Source organism: Psychrobacillus sp. FSL W7-1493 (assembly GCF_038004905.1).
Classification (GTDB): Bacteria; Bacillota; Bacilli; order Bacillales_A; family Planococcaceae; genus Psychrobacillus.
On the sequence record NZ_JBBOSB010000001.1, the window covers coordinates 2,315,732 to 2,335,049 of the forward strand.

At 37.7% G+C, this 19,318-nt stretch carries 19 protein-coding genes; 2 read left to right on the top strand and 17 right to left on the bottom strand.

What is annotated here, in order from left to right; genetic code table 11:
• Positions 1-26: 26 nt before the first annotated feature.
• The 9 genes from MKX96_RS11725 to MKX96_RS11765 all read right to left on the bottom strand — a co-directional run bounded on the left by MKX96_RS11725 (position 27) and on the right by MKX96_RS11765 (position 9,305).
• Positions 27-1,805, bottom strand: coding sequence for an ATP-binding protein (locus MKX96_RS11725; RefSeq protein WP_340883723.1), 1,779 nt, complete (start codon positions 1,803-1,805; stop codon positions 27-29).
• Entirely contained in the window at positions 1,798-2,514 is a 717-nt protein-coding gene (locus MKX96_RS11730) for a response regulator transcription factor (RefSeq protein ID WP_169361303.1), read from the bottom strand. The genes MKX96_RS11725 and MKX96_RS11730 overlap by 8 nt, the downstream gene beginning before the upstream one ends.
• Before the next feature lie 115 nt (positions 2,515-2,629).
• Positions 2,630-3,814 carry a c-type cytochrome biogenesis protein CcsB gene (gene ccsB, locus MKX96_RS11735; RefSeq protein ID WP_169361304.1) on the bottom strand — a complete coding sequence of 395 codons (1,185 nt, stop codon included), beginning with the start codon at positions 3,812-3,814 and terminating at the stop codon, positions 2,630-2,632.
• A gap of 1 nt (position 3,815) precedes the next feature.
• Positions 3,816-5,477: a cytochrome c biogenesis protein ResB gene (locus tag MKX96_RS11740; protein WP_340883726.1), complete on the bottom strand. Its 1,662-nt coding sequence runs from the start codon at positions 5,475-5,477 to the stop codon at positions 3,816-3,818.
• Between the two features lie 13 nt (positions 5,478-5,490).
• Complete coding sequence (gene resA, locus MKX96_RS11745; RefSeq protein WP_169361306.1) at positions 5,491-6,027, bottom strand: thiol-disulfide oxidoreductase ResA; 537 nt, start codon at positions 6,025-6,027, stop codon at positions 5,491-5,493.
• Positions 6,028-6,125: 98 nt separating this feature from the next.
• The gene (locus MKX96_RS11750; protein WP_169361307.1) at positions 6,126-6,860 is read right to left on the bottom strand and encodes a pseudouridine synthase; all 735 of its coding nucleotides are present in this window, start codon (positions 6,858-6,860) and stop codon (positions 6,126-6,128) included.
• 99 nt (positions 6,861-6,959) lie between these two features.
• The gene (locus MKX96_RS11755) at positions 6,960-7,922 is read right to left on the bottom strand and encodes a D-alanyl-D-alanine carboxypeptidase family protein (protein ID WP_340883727.1); all 963 of its coding nucleotides are present in this window, start codon (positions 7,920-7,922) and stop codon (positions 6,960-6,962) included.
• Positions 7,923-7,975: 53 nt separating this feature from the next.
• Positions 7,976-8,554: an SMC-Scp complex subunit ScpB gene (scpB, locus tag MKX96_RS11760; RefSeq protein ID WP_169361309.1), complete on the bottom strand. Its 579-nt coding sequence runs from the start codon at positions 8,552-8,554 to the stop codon at positions 7,976-7,978.
• Positions 8,535-9,305, bottom strand: coding sequence for a segregation/condensation protein A (locus tag MKX96_RS11765; protein WP_169361310.1), 771 nt, complete (start codon positions 9,303-9,305; stop codon positions 8,535-8,537). Before MKX96_RS11765 ends, scpB begins: the two co-directional genes overlap by 20 nt.
• 54 nt (positions 9,306-9,359) lie before the next feature.
• Here MKX96_RS11765 and MKX96_RS11770 point away from each other — a divergent pair, with 54 nt between their 5' ends.
• Complete coding sequence (locus tag MKX96_RS11770) at positions 9,360-9,863, top strand: DUF309 domain-containing protein (RefSeq protein ID WP_169361311.1); 504 nt, start codon at positions 9,360-9,362, stop codon at positions 9,861-9,863.
• Between the two features lie 2 nt (positions 9,864-9,865).
• Here the strand turns inward: MKX96_RS11770 and MKX96_RS11775 are convergent, their stop codons facing one another.
• The 6 genes from MKX96_RS11775 to MKX96_RS11800 form a co-directional block, all read right to left on the bottom strand.
• Positions 9,866-10,225 carry a GNAT family N-acetyltransferase gene (locus MKX96_RS11775; RefSeq protein ID WP_169361312.1) on the bottom strand — a complete coding sequence of 120 codons (360 nt, stop codon included), beginning with the start codon at positions 10,223-10,225 and terminating at the stop codon, positions 9,866-9,868.
• A gap of 164 nt (positions 10,226-10,389) precedes the next feature.
• Positions 10,390-11,712 (bottom strand): diaminopimelate decarboxylase, encoded by a 1,323-nt coding sequence (gene lysA / locus MKX96_RS11780; RefSeq protein ID WP_340883730.1) that lies wholly within the window; start codon positions 11,710-11,712, stop codon positions 10,390-10,392.
• A gap of 66 nt (positions 11,713-11,778) precedes the next feature.
• Positions 11,779-13,224 carry a spore germination protein gene (locus tag MKX96_RS11785; RefSeq protein WP_251556024.1) on the bottom strand — a complete coding sequence of 482 codons (1,446 nt, stop codon included), beginning with the start codon at positions 13,222-13,224 and terminating at the stop codon, positions 11,779-11,781.
• 2 nt (positions 13,225-13,226) lie between these two features.
• Positions 13,227-14,012 (bottom strand): SigF/SigG family RNA polymerase sporulation sigma factor, encoded by a 786-nt coding sequence (locus MKX96_RS11790; RefSeq protein WP_169361314.1) that lies wholly within the window; start codon positions 14,010-14,012, stop codon positions 13,227-13,229.
• Positions 14,012-14,458: an anti-sigma F factor gene (spoIIAB, locus tag MKX96_RS11795; RefSeq protein WP_169361315.1), complete on the bottom strand. Its 447-nt coding sequence runs from the start codon at positions 14,456-14,458 to the stop codon at positions 14,012-14,014. The genes MKX96_RS11790 and spoIIAB overlap by 1 nt, the downstream gene beginning before the upstream one ends.
• Positions 14,448-14,804, bottom strand: coding sequence for an STAS domain-containing protein (locus MKX96_RS11800; protein WP_169361316.1), 357 nt, complete (start codon positions 14,802-14,804; stop codon positions 14,448-14,450). The genes spoIIAB and MKX96_RS11800 overlap by 11 nt, the downstream gene beginning before the upstream one ends.
• 505 nt (positions 14,805-15,309) lie before the next feature.
• On the opposite strand from MKX96_RS11800, the gene MKX96_RS11805 reads away from it, so the two are divergent.
• Positions 15,310-16,587, top strand: a complete 1,278-nt coding sequence (locus tag MKX96_RS11805) for an IS110 family transposase (RefSeq protein WP_340883731.1) — start codon at positions 15,310-15,312, stop codon at positions 16,585-16,587.
• 620 nt (positions 16,588-17,207) lie between these two features.
• On the opposite strand, the gene MKX96_RS11810 is transcribed toward MKX96_RS11805, so the two are convergent.
• Together MKX96_RS11810 and MKX96_RS11815 are read right to left on the bottom strand one after the other, a co-directional pair.
• Positions 17,208-17,615 carry a VOC family protein gene (locus MKX96_RS11810; protein ID WP_340886008.1) on the bottom strand — a complete coding sequence of 136 codons (408 nt, stop codon included), beginning with the start codon at positions 17,613-17,615 and terminating at the stop codon, positions 17,208-17,210.
• Between the two features lie 393 nt (positions 17,616-18,008).
• On the bottom strand, positions 18,009-19,313 hold the full coding sequence (locus MKX96_RS11815; RefSeq protein WP_340883733.1) for a pyrimidine-nucleoside phosphorylase: 1,305 nt from the start codon (positions 19,311-19,313) through the stop codon (positions 18,009-18,011).
• Positions 19,314-19,318 lie beyond the last annotated feature (5 nt).

Genomic DNA, 19,318 nt, shown 5'->3' on the forward strand with positions numbered 1-19,318 from the left:
TTTCATCTCCCGTTTTGTTACATTAACTAAAAGGGTAATCGAACAATAAATGTTGTACCTACCCCAACCGTACTCTCTGCAGAGAGGTAACCATCATGTCTCTCTACAATATTTTTGGCAATAGCAAGACCCAGACCTGTTCCAGCCTTCCCTCTAGTTCTAGCTTTATCGGCTTTATAAAAACGTTCAAAAATATAAGGAAGATCCTCTTCTGGAATTCCTACTCCGGTGTCTGATACCTTAATAATAATTTGGTTTTCTAAAGTACTTAAATGAACAGTCACAGAACCTGCTTCTGGTGTGTGTCTTAAAGCATTGTCGATAAGATTCGTTAACACTTGCTCCATTCGATCTTCGTCTATTTCTATCTCTAACGGTTGACCTGATGGAATGTGCTGTTCAAAGTTCAAACGAACGTTACTCTCTTTAGCAGCTTGATCAAATTTCTGTGTTATTCTTTCAATAGTTGGAACTATCTCTACGTTTTCCTTATATATACTCAAATACCCTGATTCTAATCTTGCTAAATCTAGTAATTCTGTTACTAATCTTCCCATTCGTTTCGATTCATCATAAATGACTCGTATCATTTCATTTTTATCTTCTTCAGTAGTTACAATTTCATCAATAATGGCTTCACTGTAGCCTTGAAGCATTGAAATCGGTGTTCTCAGCTCATGGGACACATTTGCTATAAAGTCAGAACGCATTTTGTCTAAACGATGTTGCTCAGTCATATTACGCAGCACCACCACAGCTCCACGAACATATTCGTTGCTGTATAGAAGACTAATGGAGACAGAGAAATACTCTCCTCGAATTTCTAGTTCCTCATCCAACTCTTCTTCTATCTCTAATACATGTTCTAAAAGATGACGCAGCTCATTTGGTAGCTCAGAATCATCCAATTGGTTGTTTTCAGCTTGCCATTTTGTAAGAAGTTGTTCTGCTTGTGGATTGCTGACTTGTACATGGAAATCCTTATTGATAGTAATAACAGCATCTGTCATAGACGTTAAAATGCTAGCCAGTTGTTCTTTTTCTTGATTGATTACCTCTACATGGTGCTTTAACTGTTTCCCCATCCGATTAAATGCAGATCCTAGCTCTCCTATCTCATCTCGCTGTGTATAGGGTACCTTCGTTTCAAAGTTCCCTTTAGCTAGCTCTAATGCAGCCTCACGCATAGAACGTAAAGGAGAAGTAATTCTTGAAGAAAGGAAAAACGTAAAAAGAGTAGTAAGCAGTAACGCAATAAAACCAGATAAGAACACAATTCTTGTCGTGTTGTTTGAAGTTTTACTTACTACCTCTAAGCTTTGATAAATAAAAACAGCGCCGTGTGTTTGTATTTCAGACTCTAATGGAAAGGCTAGAATAAGATAATTTTCCATTAAGTTATCTTCACTCATGGAAGGCATTAGCATCTTTCTTATAATCGTCTTATCAGTAGTATAAATTTGGGAAAGCTGGTCATCGTCTAAAATCTTATCTTTAATTACCTCTTTGTTTAAGCCATCATGAATGGAAAGGAACACAGATTGCGCATCGTCTACAATTAATGCATTTGTTTCTGTTCCTAATATATCACTAATGATAGAAATGGATTCTTCTACATTATCATGCTGTTCTACGATTTTTCCGATGGTTGCGGCTTCCTGCCTCAAGGTTTCTTCTGCTTGCTCTGTATGGAAATCTTCTAAAAACTCTAACATAAGGACAGTAATTATAAACAACACAAATAAGACGAGAAGCAATATGGTTCCCCATAGCTTCCCGACAACACTATTCCAAATCCTATTCATTTCCTACCTCGAACTTGTAGCCAACTCCCCATACAGTAACAATCATTTTTGCAGCTTTTTCGGATACTCTATTTAGCTTTTCACGTAATCTCTTCACATGCGTATCAACTGTACGTAAATCTCCAAAGAAGTCATAATGCCAAACTTCCTTCAAAAGCTGTTCTCGGTCAAATACCTTATCTGGAGCCTTAGCAAGGAAATATAGCAATTCATATTCTTTAGGTGTAAGACTAACCTCTTCCCCGTCAGCAGTCACTCGATGTGCATCGTGGTCAATTGTTAGATGTGGAAAAACAACTACATCCTTGGATATCGACACAGATTGGGAAGGAGAAAAAGCAGTAGATCTTTTTAAAAGTGCTTTTACACGAAGTACCACTTCTCTAGGACTAAATGGTTTTACGATATAATCATCTGCTCCAAGTTCAAATCCCTCTACTCGGTTTGCCTCTTCCCCTTTAGCCGTAAGAAGAATAACTGGCGTATCTTTATGTTCACGAAGCTCTGTAATCACTTCGATTCCGTCTTTTTCAGGCATCATAATATCTAATAGTATACAATTATATTCATTTTCTAAAGCGAGCTGAAGAGCAATTTGTCCATTTTCTGCTTCTTCTACTACATAACCTTCTCTTTCTAAATACATTTTTAATAATCGACGGATACGTTCTTCGTCATCTACTACTAAAAGTTTTATCATTTCTGACATTACATATCATACCCTTCTATCAACATCTATCTTATATTGTACAATTACTTATCATAAAAGAAAAGAAAAGCTCTCCATTCTGTTGAATGAAGAGCTTTTTAGCACTACTTTTGACTTACGCGTAAGAGTGAAGCCCAGCAATAATTAAGTTTACTGCAATTAGGTTGAACATAATGATAATAAATCCTATTAAAGCTAACCAAGCAGATTTTTCGCCTTGCCAACCTTTTGTTAATCTTAAATGTAAGAAAACAGCATAGAATAACCAAGTAATAAGTGCCCAAACCTCTTTTGGATCCCAACCCCAGAAACGAGACCAAGCTTCATGTGCCCAGATCATTGCAAAGATTAGTGCTCCTAATGTAAATACCGGGAAACCGATTAATACTGCACGGTAACCAATTTCGTCCATAAGCTGCGAATTCGCTTTTTTAGTTAATGGCTGAAGAACTAAAGAAATACGTTTGCGTAATATTAAACGTAACAGTCCGTATAGCACTGTACCAAATAGAAGAGACCATACAACTGTAGTCAACTTTTTACCGTTAACTAATGGAGGAACTTCCACCAATGGCTCCATCGCTCCATCAGTAATTGCTTCGGATTCATTCATCCCAAATAAAGCAGGCTTGTTATACTCGATATCGTGCGGATTACCTTCCTTATCGATATAGGAATATTCTGCTGAATAATCTGCAACAGAGAAGGTAACTGTTGATACAACAAATCCTAAAACTAGTACTAAAACGTACATAGTAGCTTCCATCCAAAAACGTTGTTTAGATGGCTTTGTTAGGTCAATATTCTTCAATAAAAAGATCAAACCTGCTACTGCACTAATTGCTAAAATAGCTTCTCCAAGAGCAGCCGTAATAACATGGATCGTTAACCAGTGACTTTTTAACGCTGGTATTAAAGGAGTGATATCTTTTGGGAACATACTTGCATAAGCAATAATTAGTACTGCTATTGGAAGTGCAAACAACCCAAGAGCAGGGGTTTTGTATATAAAGTAAATTAATATAAATGCTCCTACTACGAGCATTCCAAACGCAGTTGTAAACTCAAATAAGTTACTTACTGGTGCATGTCCTGCTGCAATCCAACGAGTAATAAAATACCCTAAGTTTGCTACAAAACCAATAACTGTCACGCTGATTGCTAAAGTACCCCAACGTTTATATGATTTTCTAGCTGAAGCGGCAGAAGATTTGACTGCTCCACCAAATAGGAACGTAGCAACCAAATAAGCAACAAACGCAACAAACAATAAAGTCTCACTTACAGAAACCATTGTCATCTTATTTTTCCCCTTCCTGTATTTCCTCTTTTTCTAGTTTTGTATCTAGATCTTGTTGGTCCTCATATGGTGGAATGCTGGTTACCTTTGATACTTCATCGATATCCTTTTTCACACTCATCCAGTTTTTGTTTGTATGAGCCGCAACAACCATTTTTCCATCCTCTAGATACTGAAGCCAAATTCGGCGATGATTCCAGTATGACCCTTGTGCAACACCAATCATGAAAATCAATCCACCAAGCATAAGAATAGGAAGTGTTAAATCTTTTCGGATTGTAAGACCTGACATATCTCTAGTTTCTACACTTTCAAATTTAACTTTATGAGCTGTCTCACCTAAAGGCTCTAATGTATTTTGAATCATGACAAAGCTAGATTCTCCCTTAGGAAATTCCGGGCTATACATTTTCATTAAAAATGCTGGATTTTTTGGTTCTGGCGTCTCTGATTGTGGTTCTCCGTCTACAAATCCAGAGAAATTAGCGTAATAATCCACAATTTCTACTTTGTATCCATCATTTAACTCATACACACTTTGAGGATTTGATAATTCAACCGTAAACTGACCATGGTTAGTACCAGTTTCCTTATCCTCTAAATGGAAGGTCATAGACTTTAATTCATTAAGACGGAAATCCATTTGGAACACAGAAAAATTATCAAACTTCAAAGGTTCATTAACTTGAATGGATTCTTCCTTTACTAGCTTTAAATCTTCCGGATGTCCAGCAATTGCATCGTCAGGACCTTTATACAAAGCAATATCTGTTTGATAGTTTTTCGCGATTGAACCAACCCTATCTAAAGCAGCTCCAAAAACTTCCTCAGATTCTTCTTTTGTATAAGTCTCATATATGAATTGCTTACTTTCTAAGAAATATCCATCTGTTTGTGGGATATAGAGCGTCTCTCCTTCTCTAATCCACATTGTTTCGTCGACATAGAAGCCTGGAATAGCACGCATCATAACACCCATTAAGAAAAGAATTAGACCTAAATGGTTAACATACGGGCCCCACCTAGAAAATCGGCCTTTTTCTGCCAGAATTGCATTTCCTTCTCTTTTCACATTATACTTTAATGCTTTTAGCTTTTCTTCCGCTTTCTCAAGCGATTCTACAGGAGATTCAACTTCTCCCTCACCATAAACACGTTGACGTTTTAAGAAGCTAATGTGTCTTTTTGTTTTTTGCCTTTTGAGAGATTTATAAAGTGGAATTACTCGGTCTAAACTTGCAATGACTAGAGATATCCCTAGCATTCCAACTAATGTTTGGAACCACCATGAGCTATAAAGATCAGAAAGACCTAATTCATAGTAGAGTGTGCCGAACCACCCATAAACTCGTTCATAGTACGCAGCAATATCTTCTTCTCTTGTGGCAGGAACGTAGAAAACCTGTGGCAAAATTGTTCCTATAGCAGCTGCGACTAAGATAGCAACTATTATCCACATCCCTACTTTCACACTAGAAAAGAAGTTCCAAATTTTATCAATGATTGTTTTGTTATAGGTTTGAGAACGTCTTGCAGACCCTTCATACCTCATATCAACAAGCTTTTGATCTTTCGAATGTTGACTTAACGGTCGTCCACAGCTTTCACAAAGCTCTGTACCTGCAGGGTTGACGTGCCCACATTTACAAACTATCTTGTCCATCTAAAAGACTCCTTTAGGAAGGTTTGATTTGTTCCATGTAATCAGCAATATCTTGCTCGGTCATCTCACCTTTAATAATCTTTTCGATCTTACCTTCCGGGCTAATCAAAAAGGTCGTTGGTAGTGGATCAATATTATAGGAATCCAACAAGCTTTTATTACGATCGATCGCAATTGGGAATGTTAAACCATATTGGTTAGCAAAACGGTTTACCTTCAAATCTGATTCTCCCACATTAATGGCTAAGGTTTGAACACCTTGTTCTTTGTAAATGTTAAATTGGTTGTCCATAGCTGGCATTTCTTTAGCACATGGTTTACACCAAGTTCCCCAGAAATTTAAGAAGATTCCCTGCCCTTCATAGTCAGACAGTTTATGCTGTTCTCCATTCATATCCACTACTTGGAAATTCGGTGCTTTATCGCCGACTTTGAGAACTGCATTTTTTTCTTTCGTCACGTTAGAGAAAATTGTAAAAACAATTGCTAGTGTAAGTACTACCAAAATAACTGCTCTTATGTAAAAACGTTTTTGTTTGGATTGAGCCACCTTTTATTTCCTCCATTCCATGCATTGCCGACAATATTATACCAAATATAATGTCCAATTTGAGAAGGACATATGAAGGCTTTGTGAACTTTTCATTGCTATTTACCTATTTTACCTGTTTCTGCCAGTACTCTAAGCTGTTTAATCTCATGAGTTGTTAATTCTCTCCACTCTCCTGCGTTCAACCCGTGTAGAGTTAAGAAACCAAATCGTTCTCTTTTTAATTTTTGCACAGGGAAGCCAATTGCATCAAACATACGACGTACTTGACGGTTTTTGCCCTCATGGATCGTAATTTCAACAATTGATTTATTTGCTTTCTTTTCAGAAGATAGAAGCTTAACTTTTGCAGGAGCTGTCTTACCATCCTCTAAAACGACACCTCTCTCAAGCGGTCTTAGTTGCTCGCGTAAAGGTATACCTTTAAGTCGCGCGACATAAGTCTTGTCCACCTTGAACTTTGGATGTGTAAGTGCATAAGAAAAATCTCCATCATTTGTTAAGAGCAATAAACCTGAAGTTTCATAATCTAATCTACCTACTGGGTATAATCTTTCCGTTACATGAGGGAGTAAATCGGTAACAGTCTTTCTACCTTTGTCATCGCTAACGGCTGAGATAACACCTCTTGGCTTGTAAAGTAAGAAATATTTCTTTTGTTCTTTCTCTAATTTGACACCTTCTACTTCAACTGTATCTGAATCAGAGACCTTAGTACCTAATTCCTTAATTACTTTCCCATTGACCTTTACTTTTCCTTCTAAAATTAACTCTTCTGCTTTTCTACGTGAAGCAACACCTGCGTGTGCTAAAACTTTTTGTAATCTTTCCAAGTAATCCACCTCGTCCATTCTTCATACATGAGTGAATTATGTCACACTTTTGCAGAAAATAAAAGAAGACAGTCTTTTAGAAAAACTGTCTTCTCCAAATTATTTGACTTTCTTGACGTTAAATTCTAGCGCAACATCTTTATCAATCATTACCTTCCAGAGAAAAGGCTTCTTTTCCTTGTTGTTTCTCGGGATAATGAGTACATTATTTAGCTTCTCTTCTTCTTCCTTGTTCAAAAGTAAATAGTAGTCCTTTTTAACCTCTATAACATCTTTTTGAAAAAGCTCGTATTTCCCTTTTTCAACTACGTGAACCATTGAATAGTTTTGGAATATTTGCTCTGCAAGAGAAACATGAGTGTTCCAATCATTTGAATGATTCAATGTTACAACAATTATTTCTTTATCCTTGTCTTTCAAGTATGTTACAAGCGTTCTTCCAGCTCTTTTCGTATAACCTGTTTTACCGGCAACTGTATATTCGTTGAAATGCATAAGTTTATGCTTATTTCTCCATTTGATAGAACGTTCCTTTGGAACAAAGTTCTTAGCAGATGCGATTTTCATAAAATCTTCATTTTGCAAAGCAAGTCGGAACATATTAGCCATGTCTTGAGCCGAAGCATAGTGTTCATCATTATGAAGACCCGAAGGATTCGTAAAATGAGAGTTTTCTAAACCAGCTAATTGAAACTTTTCGTTCATCAGTTTCACAAAACCTTCTAAGGAACCTCCAGTATGCTCTGCTAATGCATAAGCTGCATCATTGCCTGATTGAAGCATTAGTCCATGCAGCAAGGAATTAACAGTCCAAACCTCTCCTGGCTGCAAATAGAGAGAGGATCCTTCTTGAGCCGCAGCTACCGAAGAAATCGTAATTTCTTCATCAAGAGTTGCATTGTCCAACACCGTCAATGCTGTCCATACCTTTGTAAGACTAGCAATAGGAAGCTCTACCTCTGCATTATTTCCTAGCAACAATCTCCCTGTCTTAGCATCAATCACAGCATAAGATGAAGATACGGCTTGTGCACTTCCAATATTAACAAACAGGAAAAACAAAATTAGTATAAGCGCTTTTTTATAAATGGAAAATACTCCTTTTTCATTTATTTCTATCCTTCAAATGCTTCTTGGAACTTGGTCATAAATAAATCTGTGTCTTCCATGTCTTCTACCTCTACTTCTTCAGGTAATGGAGGTAGTGCACTGATATCCTTTAATCCAAAGTATTGAAGGAATTCCTGTGTAGTTCCATACAAGATAGCCCTACCTGTCCCTTCTGCACGTCCAACTTCTTGAACTAGTCCTTTTGCAGCTAATGTATGTATTGGCCGTTCTGATTTCACACCACGGATATCCTCTATTTCTACTCGAGTAATTGGCTGCTTATATGCAATAATAGCCAAAACCTCAAGCGATGCCTGAGAAAGAGACTGGGCAGTTGGATTTTCCACTAGCTTTTGAATACAATCTATATTTTCTTCCTTTGTAACGAGTTGGTATGTTCCAGCGAGCTGCTTTAGCTGGATGCCTCTGTCCTCTGTATCCTCATACTCCATCATCAACAAATCTAAAGCCTCGGCTATTTGGTTTTCTTCAGTATCTGTTAAGAATGACAGTTGCTTTTTAGTTAAACCGTCCTCCCCACTTACAAATAGTAGACTTTCTATTTTACTCTTTAATTTCTTCATATATTTCAATTTCCTTTCCTAATTGAACAAACAAATCTTCAAAATTACTCTTTTGCTCAACCAAAACCGCCTGACGCTTCATTAGCTCCAATAACGCTAAAAAGGTCGTAACAATAGTGTTTTTGTCTCTTGTTGGAAAGAGCTCATAAAATGATAGTCTTCCATTATGCTTTTTTAAAGTAGTAATCACGTTAGTCATAGACTCCCTAATGGAGATCTCTTGCTTGCTCACTTTAGTATGTAGAGGAGCATTAAGCTGCTTTCTTCTCAACATTTTTTGAAAGGCTCCAAGCATATCGTAAACATTTACATCGAGCTCAAACAAAGCTAACTGCTGATTACTTTGGTAACCACTTAAGTCTGCCGGCGGTCTCGTATAAAATAGATTACGAGTTTCTTCTAACTCCTGCAGATTACTCGCGGCTTCCTTATATTTCTTATACTCTATTAATTTTAATACTAGCTCATCTCTCGGGTCGTCTAAATTAATATCAAAATCATCCTCCATATCATCGTCCTGATGAATTGGAAGAAGCATTTTACTTTTAATAGACAGCAACGTAGCAGCCATCACTAAGTATTCACTTGCTTCATTTAACTCGAGAACTCGCATTGCATGGATATGTTCCATGTACTGTGTGGTGATCTCAGCCATTTTGATATCGTATATATCTATTTCCAAACGATTTATTAAATGTAATAATAAATCGAGTGGACCTTCGAATGCTTCTGTTTTTACTTCGTAAGACATAAAACTCCACCTAATATTGATTTTAAACATAATTATAGAGGAAAGGTGATTGGAATGCACCCTACATTCGATTCTAAATTTGTTCATTTTATAACAGAATTTAACGAGACTAAAGATTATTTTGAATGCCACGAACTATTAGAAGACTATTGGAAGGAAGTTTCCCCACGACAAAAGGTACATCCTTTAGCCGCACTCATTCTACTTTCCACTTCTATGTACCACTGGCGACGTGGTAACTTTCAAGGCGCTTCTAAGACCATGAAAAGCAGTATTAAACGTATGAAAGAAACAATACAATCTCCCTTCTTCGAAACTTTAAATACAGAACAGTTACTAAAAGATGCCACCCAAGCCTATCAATCTATTCAGCTTCATAAGCCTTTTACAGCATTTCAAATTGGCATCCAAAATGATTCACTGCTTACCCTCACCAAGGAGGTAACCTTATCAAAAGATATAGATCAACATTTTCTTATTCATAAACATATGCTTAGAGACCGCTCTGAAATACTTGAAGAACGAGAAAAAAAGAAAAAAAGAAGAGATGACCTATAGGGTCAGTTCTCTTCTTTTTCTTTATGACATTTTACAAAGAAAGCTTTAATCTCTTCCGTTGACCTAATATTAGTCGTTTGTAAAACATTAGATAGGGCTAGAATCATATTCTTGCCAATCCCCTCTCCTCGGTGAGAAGGATTAACAGAAATATGTTGGATGATTGCATCTGTTTCCACCATTCGAACTCCAATAATGCCGACGACATCCTCCATCTTTTTCCAAACGAATAAGTGCCAATCTGGATTAGATTCGTATTCATGAATCGTTTCCAATAGTTTTTTGACATCTTTTTCATTGGGCATAAAAGATAAGAGACCCATAGAAATTTTTTCATAAGCTTTTTTATAACGAAATAACATGTTTAAGACCCTCTTTTAATTTCTTTAAAGAACTTTACTACTTTTTATGATAATTGTCCAATTATACATTACCATTTGGGGCAATAAATAGCCAATATGCTACTCCCCAAATTATTCCGGTTAAAAATAAAATTAGAAACAATATAACATTTATCTTTTTCAAATTAGTCTCTTCCTTTCTCTATTTGATAAGGAAGGTCGAGGCGAATAAGGTCTTCCAATGTTTCTCGTTTTACAGCCAATTGGTGCTGACCATTCTCAACGAATACTACAGCTGGTTTTGCCATACGATTGTAATTACTTGCCATTGAATAACCATATGCTCCTGTACAGAACACTGCTAAAATATCACCTGGTTCAGCTTTCGGTAATGAAATATGCTCAATAAGCTTATCCCCAGACTCACAGCATTTACCAGCAATTGTATAGTCAACCTTTTTAGGTGTTCCCATTTTGTTGGCAATCGCCGCATCATACTCTGCTCCATATAATGCTGGGCGAATATTATCCGACATGCCCCCATCGACTGCTAAATAGTTCCGAATTTCCGGTACTTCTTTTTCAGAGCCAATGGTATAAAGGGAGGTTCCCGAATCACCAACTAGTGAACGACCTGGCTCAATCCAAATTTCTGGCATCTCTAAGTTAGCATTTGCTACTAATTGTTTGACAGCACTAATCATTTCCTTCACATAAGTAGAAGGTTCCAGTGGAGTGTCTTGCTCGGTATACTTAATGCCGAAGCCACCACCAAGATTTAATACTTTGCAGGCATAGCCAAACGCGTTATCCCATTCAATCATTTTAGTGATAAGCTTTTCTGCTGCCAGCTTAAAACCAACTGTTTCAAAAATTTGAGAACCAATATGACAATGCAATCCTAACAATTCTATAAATTCTTCTTTATAAACTTGTTGAAATGCCTGATCAGCTTGTCCATTCATTAAGTCAAAACCAAATTTAGAGTCCTGCTGACCAGTTGTAATATAATCATGGGTATGAGCCTCTACTCCTGGAGTAACTCTTAGTAATATTTTTACTTTTTGGTTTAGCTTTGTAGTTAAACTTTTTAGCAATTCAATCTCGTAAAAGTTGTCTACGACTATACAGCCAATCTTATGCTCCATTGCCAACATTAATTCATCAACACTTTTGTTATTACCATGAAAATGTATTCGTTCTGGAGGATATCCCGCTTGTATTGCTGTATATAGTTCTCCTGCTGATACAACATCCAAAGACAAGCCTTCTTGCTCCATTACTTGATACATTGCAATGCAAGAGAAAGCTTTACTTGCATAAGCTACCTGAGCACCTATATTTTCTTCCTGGAATGTAGCTAGAAAGGCTCTTGCTCTTGATCTGATAAGAGACAAATCATATACAAATAGCGGAGTTCCATATGTTTTAGTAAGTTCTAATGAGTCAATACCACCTATCAACAGGTGGCCCTTTTCGTTCACATTATGCTCTGATACCATTACCATGTATCCTCGCCTCTTTTCCTCATTTTCTATATGAACTTTACCATATTAAATATGAGGATTGCAATGCTATTTGGAACGATCTCGAACAGGTGATCGCGTGATGAAAGGTCTCTTCGCATTAGTTGGCATTGGAAAACGGATAATAATACGAGCAAACGCTCTCGGATAAAAAGGTATTAATGGCCACAGATAAGGTACATTTAATGGCTTTAAGCTACATATATACCATACTAAACACACTGTTGCTATAAACAGTCCATTTGCACCAAAAGCAGCTGCGCTCAGCAATAGGAACATCCTAAATATTTTAGTAGCAATACTTAGTTCATAGGAAGGAATAGCAAACGTAAATATGGCTGTTATAGCTGTATATAAAATAACTTCTGCTACGAATAGCCCTACATCAACAGCCATCTGTCCGATGACTAAAGCCGCTATAATTCCCATTGCAGTGGATAACGGAGTAGGGGTGTGTATGGCGGCTAGCCTTAAAAACTCTATTCCAATATCGGCAAATATCAATTGGAGTATAAGTGGTATCTCACTTGTTTCATTAGGTCCTAAGAAATCTAAGGCTTTCGGTAGATAATCGGTATTTTTAGCCATTAAATACCAAAATGGCAATAAAAATAAACTGAAGAAAACTCCAAAAAAACGAATAGATCTTACTAAGGTTCCGATTGCTGGAGCTTGTCTATATTCCTCAGCATGTTGTAAGTGATGGAATAGGGTTGTAGGGACAATAATAACAGATGGAGAGGTATCTACAACAAGCAAAATATGACCTTCAAGTAAATGAGCTGCTGCTATATCCGGCCTTTCGGTAAACCGAACAAAAGGCACTGGATGAAAGCCCTGCACGAATAACCATTCCTCTAGTGCTTTATCACTCATTGTAAATCCATCATGCTTGATTTTTTTTAAACGCTTCCGAATGAGTTCTAGATTTTCTTCGTTCGCCACTCCTTTAATATAGGAAATCGCGATATCCATTTTACTCATCGAGGAAATTTGATGTAGTTCGAAACGGAGGTTGGTATCTCTTATTCGTCTACGAATAAGTGCGGTGTTTAAAACAATGTTCTCCGTAAAACCATCCCGAGATCCACGTACCACTTTTTCATTGTCTGGCTCCTCGGGTGTTCTACCGGGGTAACTTCGTACATCTACCGTATAAACTGATCCATTTTCCAAAATGAACGTCACTTGGCCACTTAGTAGTGCCGAAATCCACTTTTCTTTTGAGTCATATTGCGTGATCGAGTAGTAAGGAAAATAGTGATTCATGATTTCATTTTGAGAAACATCCTCTTCTGGAGGATTCTTCATAGTCCCCGTCATTAAATCTGTTAATGTCGGTCCATCAATGAGACCATTAATGTAAACAAGTAATACCGGGAATTTAAACAAGTGGGTATGAAGGAGTCCAAAATCATAGGACTCGTTCTCCCCAAACTTTTCTTTTAAATACGCTTCTGCCTCGGTCATATCCTTAAATAGTGTCTTCGTAATAATCACCTATCTCTAGCTTTTGTATTAGCAGTACTGCCTACAGGTACCAACCAGCTCTTTAACTGTGTCAAAATTTTCTTTTCTAGTCTCGACACTTGAACTTGGGATATCCCTAACCTTTCGGCAATATCACTTTGAGTACAGTCTAGGTAATAACGCAGATAAATAATCATCTGTTCTCGTTTTTCTAATTTTTCTACTAGTTCTCTTAGTGGGATATGATCGAATGACTTTTCTGAACGTTCATCTTTCATTTGGTCCATCAAAGTCAAAGCATCTCCACTGTCATTTTCATAGAGTTGCTCCTGCAAGGAAGCTGGATCTCTAAGAGCGTCGGTCGCCATGACAATATCCTCTCTAGAAACTTCTAAAATACTTGCTAGCTCCAAAATGGTTGGCTGCCGCTCATGCGTTTTAAGAAAGTCATCCGTTGCGTGACGAATTTTAAAGTTCAACTCCCTAATGGAACGACTAATTTTGACCATTCCATCATCTCGAAGAAATCTCTGAATTTCTCCAATAATCATAGGAACAGCATACGTCGAAAACTTCACTTCATAGGACAAGTCAAATTTATCAACCGATTTCATAAGACCAATACATCCAATTTGAAATAAGTCCTCTAGGTCCGCCCCCCTAGAAGCAAAACGCTGAACAATAGACCAAACCAATCTTGTATTTCCTTCTATCATTTGTTGTCTGGCGAACTTATCACCCTCTTGTGACAGGGCTATTAGCTCTCTCATCTTCTCCTGGGTCAGTAAAATTGTTGGCTTATTGTTCATCATTAGACGGTCCTAACTGATTCTTGAATTGGTACAAATTTCTTTGTGATGGTTACGGTTGTCCCCCTATCAGGAATGGAGTATATATCCACATCATCACTGAAGCTTTCCATTATAGTAAAGCCCATACCAGAACGTTCCTGCTCAGGCTTGGTTGTATATAAAGGTTCTCTTGCCTGGGTGACATCTTTTATGCCACGACCATAATCTACTATAGAAACGACTATCTCTCTTCCACTACGTTGTGCATGTATTTCGATTTTTCCTACGCCATCCTCTTCATAACCGTGCACAATAGCATTAGTTACTGCTTCCGAGATAACTGTCTTAAACTCTGACAGCTCCTCAATTGTTGGGTCGATCGCAGATATAAAACTGGACATCACCATTCTTGCTAATGCTTCATTCTCACTTTTGGCAATAAAAGATAATGTGATTTCATTGTCCATAAACTATTCCCCCTAACTTTGAAATTATTTCAATTTCTGATTCGCTGTAAATGTATGGGCTTAAACCTGCAAACTGAAAAATTTTGCGCATAGTTGGTGATGGATTAACGATGATGGTTTGACCATCAATTGGAGCTAACTCTCGCATTCTACCTAGAATGAGTCCAATACCTGAGCTATCCATGAAATTTAAATCTTTTAAATTCCAAACAAGAACCTTAATAGAGCCATTCTTAATCATTGGTACTATCTCATTTCTTATTTCTGTCGTGCTATGATGGTCTAGCTCACCTTTCAATCGAATAATAACAATTTCGTCTCCTACTTTTTCAACATCGTGTTTCATAAAATCGCCTCCTCATAAAACGCAATTCCACATAGAATTCTATAATCCTTTGCAACTGACAAAAGTAGAAGAAATCATCGCAATTTAGAAGATTTTCGACAAAAGGTCTATACACATCAAGTATGGGTAAATTAAACATTTTTTAAACAATAAAAAGACAGCAATTTAAGATATTTTTAAATCTTAGATTGCTGCTTATATGAATCAATTTTATTATGCTATTTTTAAAGAAATATCAGGACTGAATAAGGACATATTAAGCAATTAACATATAAAGTAGAATTGATTTTCGCTCATATCTCGGACGCTTTTCGCGGGGGGGAGCGATAAGCCATCACCCGTCGCTTACGCGCGCGGTTGTGATGTCTTATCAGTCTCCCTCCTCCCGCTGGAGCATTCCTGTATGATTACTTTACAGGCTCTTGAAAAAAAAAGAACCCTCTTATATGATGCTAGAGTAACAACAACCAATTGAATACTCAAAACATATATAGGAGGGCCTCTTATGAATAATAGTACGAATCATAAAATTAATCAAGTGAGTGAAAAGACGTTGGTCATTGGGATCGATATCGCCAAGCGCAAACATTACGCATGTGCTGTAGACGACCGTGGACGAGTATTGCATAAGTCATTCCCTATCAGACAGTCGGCAGAAGGATTTACGACCTTCTATGAACAGCTACTCGCATTAAAAAACAAACACGAGAAATCAGAAATCCTTGTTGGGTTCGAACCAACGGGACACTACTGGATGAACCTAGCGGCCCATTTAACAGCGCATGGCATCCGCTATGTGCTTGTGAATCCTAGTCACGTGAAGAAATCCAAAGAATTGGATGACAATCTACAGACAAAGAACGATGTGAAGGATGCGATGGTCATCGCCAAGCTAATCCGCGATGGGCGGTTCAGCTTCCCACGCATTTTAGAAGGTATCGAAGCGGAACTGCGCAATGGTGCATCCCATCGCGCCTTGCTTCAGAAAGAGCTTGGCATCATTACCAATCGAATCATTCGATGGACAGATCGGTTCTTCCCAGAATTCCAACATGTCTTTAAAGACATCGGGAAAACCGGCCTAGCAGTGCTGGAGAAAACACCATTACCAGAGGACCTTCGAGAAAAAGAAGTGGCGGAGCTACTCCCTTTCTACAAAGAGGTGGATGGGTTAAAGTGTGTCTCTTCTCCCAAAATAATAAAACTCAAGGAAGCCGCTGAAATCTCGATCGGGTTGACCGAAGGCCTGGAGATGGCTCGATTTGAGATTCATACCTTGGTTATGCAATATAGACTCGTTCAACAACAGTATGAATTACTGGCAGAACGGTTACAAGAAATCGCTCAGAATATGCCCGATTATCTCTTTTTGGTATCTATCGAGGGGGTCGGCCCCAATACAGCCGTCGAGCTGTTATCAGAGGTAGGGCCGTTCACTAACTTTCATAGTCCACGCCAAATTATCAAACTAGCGGGACTGACATTACGGGAGAACTCCTCGGGTGAACAAAAGGGACAAAAGAAGATTTCTAAACGAGGACGCAGAAAATTGCGTGCAGCCCTCTTCCGAGCCATCTTGCCTATGATTCGTTACAATCCTGCCTTTAAGGCACTGTATCATTATTATATTGAACGCCCAGTAAACCCTTTAAGAAAGAAAGAAGCCATGGTGGTCTTATGTGGCAAACTATTAAAAATCGCACATGGCCTCTGTACGAAGAAACAGATGTTTCAGTCAGAACGCATGATACAAGACCTGACTGTTCTTCAAACGGCAGCGTGAACCATTTCATTAGTTGTTTAACTTAGTTGGATGACATAGAGAGCTGGCACAACCGCGACATTCGACTTCAAGTCCCTGCTGGAGCATAGCCGGCCTCTGCCTTATGACTAGACCGAACGAAGGAATGTATGCGTGCGACGCAAAGAGATATGGGAGGGTACGTCATCATAAGTTCTGCAGAGAAACAGAGTGCATCCAAGAATAGTATATTTATGGAATTTTTAACCAGGATATTTAGCGGAGCACAGCCTTCGTTTCCAATATTTTTAATAAGTGGTTTAATAAGGGTGCAAAACATCAGTAAGACGAGTTAAAAAAATTTTTTTCACTTTAAAATACGTAATGAAACCATTGGTACGACTACATTTTAAGAGGGAGTCGCCGCCTGCCGCTTCAATCAACAGGAGAATATGTTGTATGGGAATGGTAAATCACTAATTTATGAAAGTGATTCTAAAAATATAAATGAATGAATAAATTTCTCTTCTTCCTAAAATAAGCTGCAGGGTTAAATGAGCTCAAGGTGATTGACTTACAATTAACTTTTGACCATTCAAGGTAAATACATAAATTATCCTCTAGAAGAAAATGGCTATGTTAAATAATTCATGTCGTAATTTTTAGTGGATAATCTTTTCAGTACATGTAATTTCTATTGTATTATTCATAGGGTCTAAAATAGGAAAACTCCAATATCCCTTCCATATGGGCTTATTGTAATATTTTGTTATATCATTTTTTAATACAGAATATACAATTTTTTTATAATTATCTTTATCACATTCTAACGACCAACCTATCCTTGGTTCTGTTCCACCTTTCCATCCTGGTTGAATGGAAAACTTGCTTGATGGTGGGTTAAATTCTTCATTGTAATCAATACTTAATTGGTGTTCACCAATTTTAAAAGCTATGGAACCTTTATCATCCCATATGAGTATTAACTGAAGTATGTCTGAGTAAAACCACTTCATTTTCTCCAAGTCGTTACAAAATATATATGTAAATCCCCATCGCTTTGCTATAATTACCCCCTATCATCGTTCCTTTTTCCACTAAGCTGTTCACTTAGTAAACAGGTTCAACAAAAGGGGTATTAATCCCTTCTTGGAAGACCGAAATCCAGACTAAATGAAATAAGGGGAGCATCTATTTTCCATTAAAACCTTTTCAAACTCACCTCGAAATACCGCCTAATATCAATAACGTTAAGCGTTCTATTATATAATTCTTCAACTCTACAATCAGCGTCAACTTCTTTCATAACAGCGACAGAAACTAGGCGCAACAAAGTTTCACTCCTCTGTAGTTCAACCGATGAAACCATCACGAAGAATTGTAGTATAAGACAAATAAGACCCTGAAAACCCTACGTTAGTAAAGTTATCAGGGTCTTATCAATCTCGAGAAAGATTTTACTGTTATTCTGTGATTACTTCATAAATTAAAGGCGGTGCATCTTTTTGTGCTGCTTCAATTTGGATGTTTTTGTGCAATTTATTGACAACATCTTGGATATCTTCAGAGTTAGCATGAATGGTAGCTAGTGATTCGCCTTTTTCTACACGATCTCCTACCTTTTTGTTAAGGATAATTCCTACTGCTAAATCGATTACTGACTCTTTCGTTGCTCTGCCAGCTCCTAGTAACATAGCTGCAGTACCAATTTCATCCGCTTCCATATAAGTTACGTAGCCTGCTTCCTTAGCAGTTAATTCTGTAACAAAAGCAGCCTTAGGTAGCAAATCAGTGTTATCGACTACATTTTCATTTCCGCCTTGCCATTTGATGAATTGCTTGAAGATTTCTAAAGCAGATCCATCGTCGATTACCTTTTTCAGCATTGCTCGAGCTTCTTCTAACGTCTCTGCTTTTTCTCCAACGACAACCATTTGACTACCTAAAGTTAAGCACAGTTCCGTTAAATCCTCTGGGCCATTTCCTTTAAGCGTATCAATCGCTTCCTGTACCTCTAGAGCGTTTCCGATTGCTCGGCCTAGTGGTTGACTCATGTCAGAAATAATTGCCATTGTTTGACGTCCAACACTATTACCGATTTGCACCATAGCTTTTGCTAGCTTACGAGCATCTTCAGCCGTTTTCATGAATGCCCCATCACCAGTTTTAACGTCAAGCACAATTGCACCAGCACCTGCTGCAATTTTTTTACTCATTATAGAGCTTGCAATAAGCGGAATGCTATTAACTGTTGACGTTACATCTCTAAGTGCATACAATTTTTTATCTGCTGGAGTCAAGTTACCGCTTTGACCGATTACAGCCACTTTTATTTCATTTACTTGCTTTACAAATTGCTCAGAAGATAATTCTACATGGAAACCTTCAATTGCTTCTAGCTTGTCTATTGTTCCACCAGTGTGACCTAAACCGCGCCCACTCATTTTTGCTACTGGAACGCCACAAGCAGCTACTAGAGGTCCTAAAACTAAAGTAGTTGTGTCGCCTACCCCACCAGTAGAATGCTTATCAACTTTTACACCCTCGATAGCGGATAGGTCAATTTGTTCTCCTGAGTTAACCATAGCCATCGTTAGGTTGGCACGTTCCTCATCATTCATATCTTTGAAGTAGATTGCCATTAGTAATGCACTAGCTTGATAATCAGGAATAGAACCTTTTGTATAGCCATCAATAAAGAAACTGATTTCCTCTTTTGTTAGAGCATGACCGTCTCTTTTCTTTTCAATAATGTCATTCATTCTCATTTTCA

Excerpts from the sequence above, each read along its gene's own strand:
- MKX96_RS11725 (WP_340883723.1), bottom strand. The coding sequence starts at position 1,805 with ATGAATAGGATTTGGAATAGTGTTGTCGGGAAGCTATGGGGAACCATA.
- MKX96_RS11730 (WP_169361303.1), bottom strand. The coding sequence starts at position 2,514 with ATGTCAGAAATGATAAAACTTTTAGTAGTAGATGACGAAGAACGTATC.
- ccsB (WP_169361304.1), bottom strand. The coding sequence starts at position 3,814 with ATGACAATGGTTTCTGTAAGTGAGACTTTATTGTTTGTTGCGTTTGTT.
- MKX96_RS11740 (WP_340883726.1), bottom strand. The coding sequence starts at position 5,477 with ATGGACAAGATAGTTTGTAAATGTGGGCACGTCAACCCTGCAGGTACA.
- scpB (WP_169361309.1), bottom strand. The coding sequence starts at position 8,554 with ATGAAGAAATTAAAGAGTAAAATAGAAAGTCTACTATTTGTAAGTGGG.
- MKX96_RS11765 (WP_169361310.1), bottom strand. The coding sequence starts at position 9,305 with ATGTCTTACGAAGTAAAAACAGAAGCATTCGAAGGTCCACTCGATTTA.
- MKX96_RS11770 (WP_169361311.1), top strand. The coding sequence starts at position 9,360 with ATGCACCCTACATTCGATTCTAAATTTGTTCATTTTATAACAGAATTT.
- MKX96_RS11775 (WP_169361312.1), bottom strand. The coding sequence starts at position 10,225 with ATGTTATTTCGTTATAAAAAAGCTTATGAAAAAATTTCTATGGGTCTC.
- lysA (WP_340883730.1), bottom strand. The coding sequence starts at position 11,712 with ATGGTAATGGTATCAGAGCATAATGTGAACGAAAAGGGCCACCTGTTG.
- MKX96_RS11790 (WP_169361314.1), bottom strand. The coding sequence starts at position 14,012 with ATGATGAACAATAAGCCAACAATTTTACTGACCCAGGAGAAGATGAGA.
- spoIIAB (WP_169361315.1), bottom strand. The coding sequence starts at position 14,458 with ATGGACAATGAAATCACATTATCTTTTATTGCCAAAAGTGAGAATGAA.
- MKX96_RS11800 (WP_169361316.1), bottom strand. The coding sequence starts at position 14,804 with ATGAAACACGATGTTGAAAAAGTAGGAGACGAAATTGTTATTATTCGA.
- MKX96_RS11805 (WP_340883731.1), top strand. The coding sequence starts at position 15,310 with ATGAATAATAGTACGAATCATAAAATTAATCAAGTGAGTGAAAAGACG.
- MKX96_RS11815 (WP_340883733.1), bottom strand. The coding sequence starts at position 19,313 with ATGAGAATGAATGACATTATTGAAAAGAAAAGAGACGGTCATGCTCTA.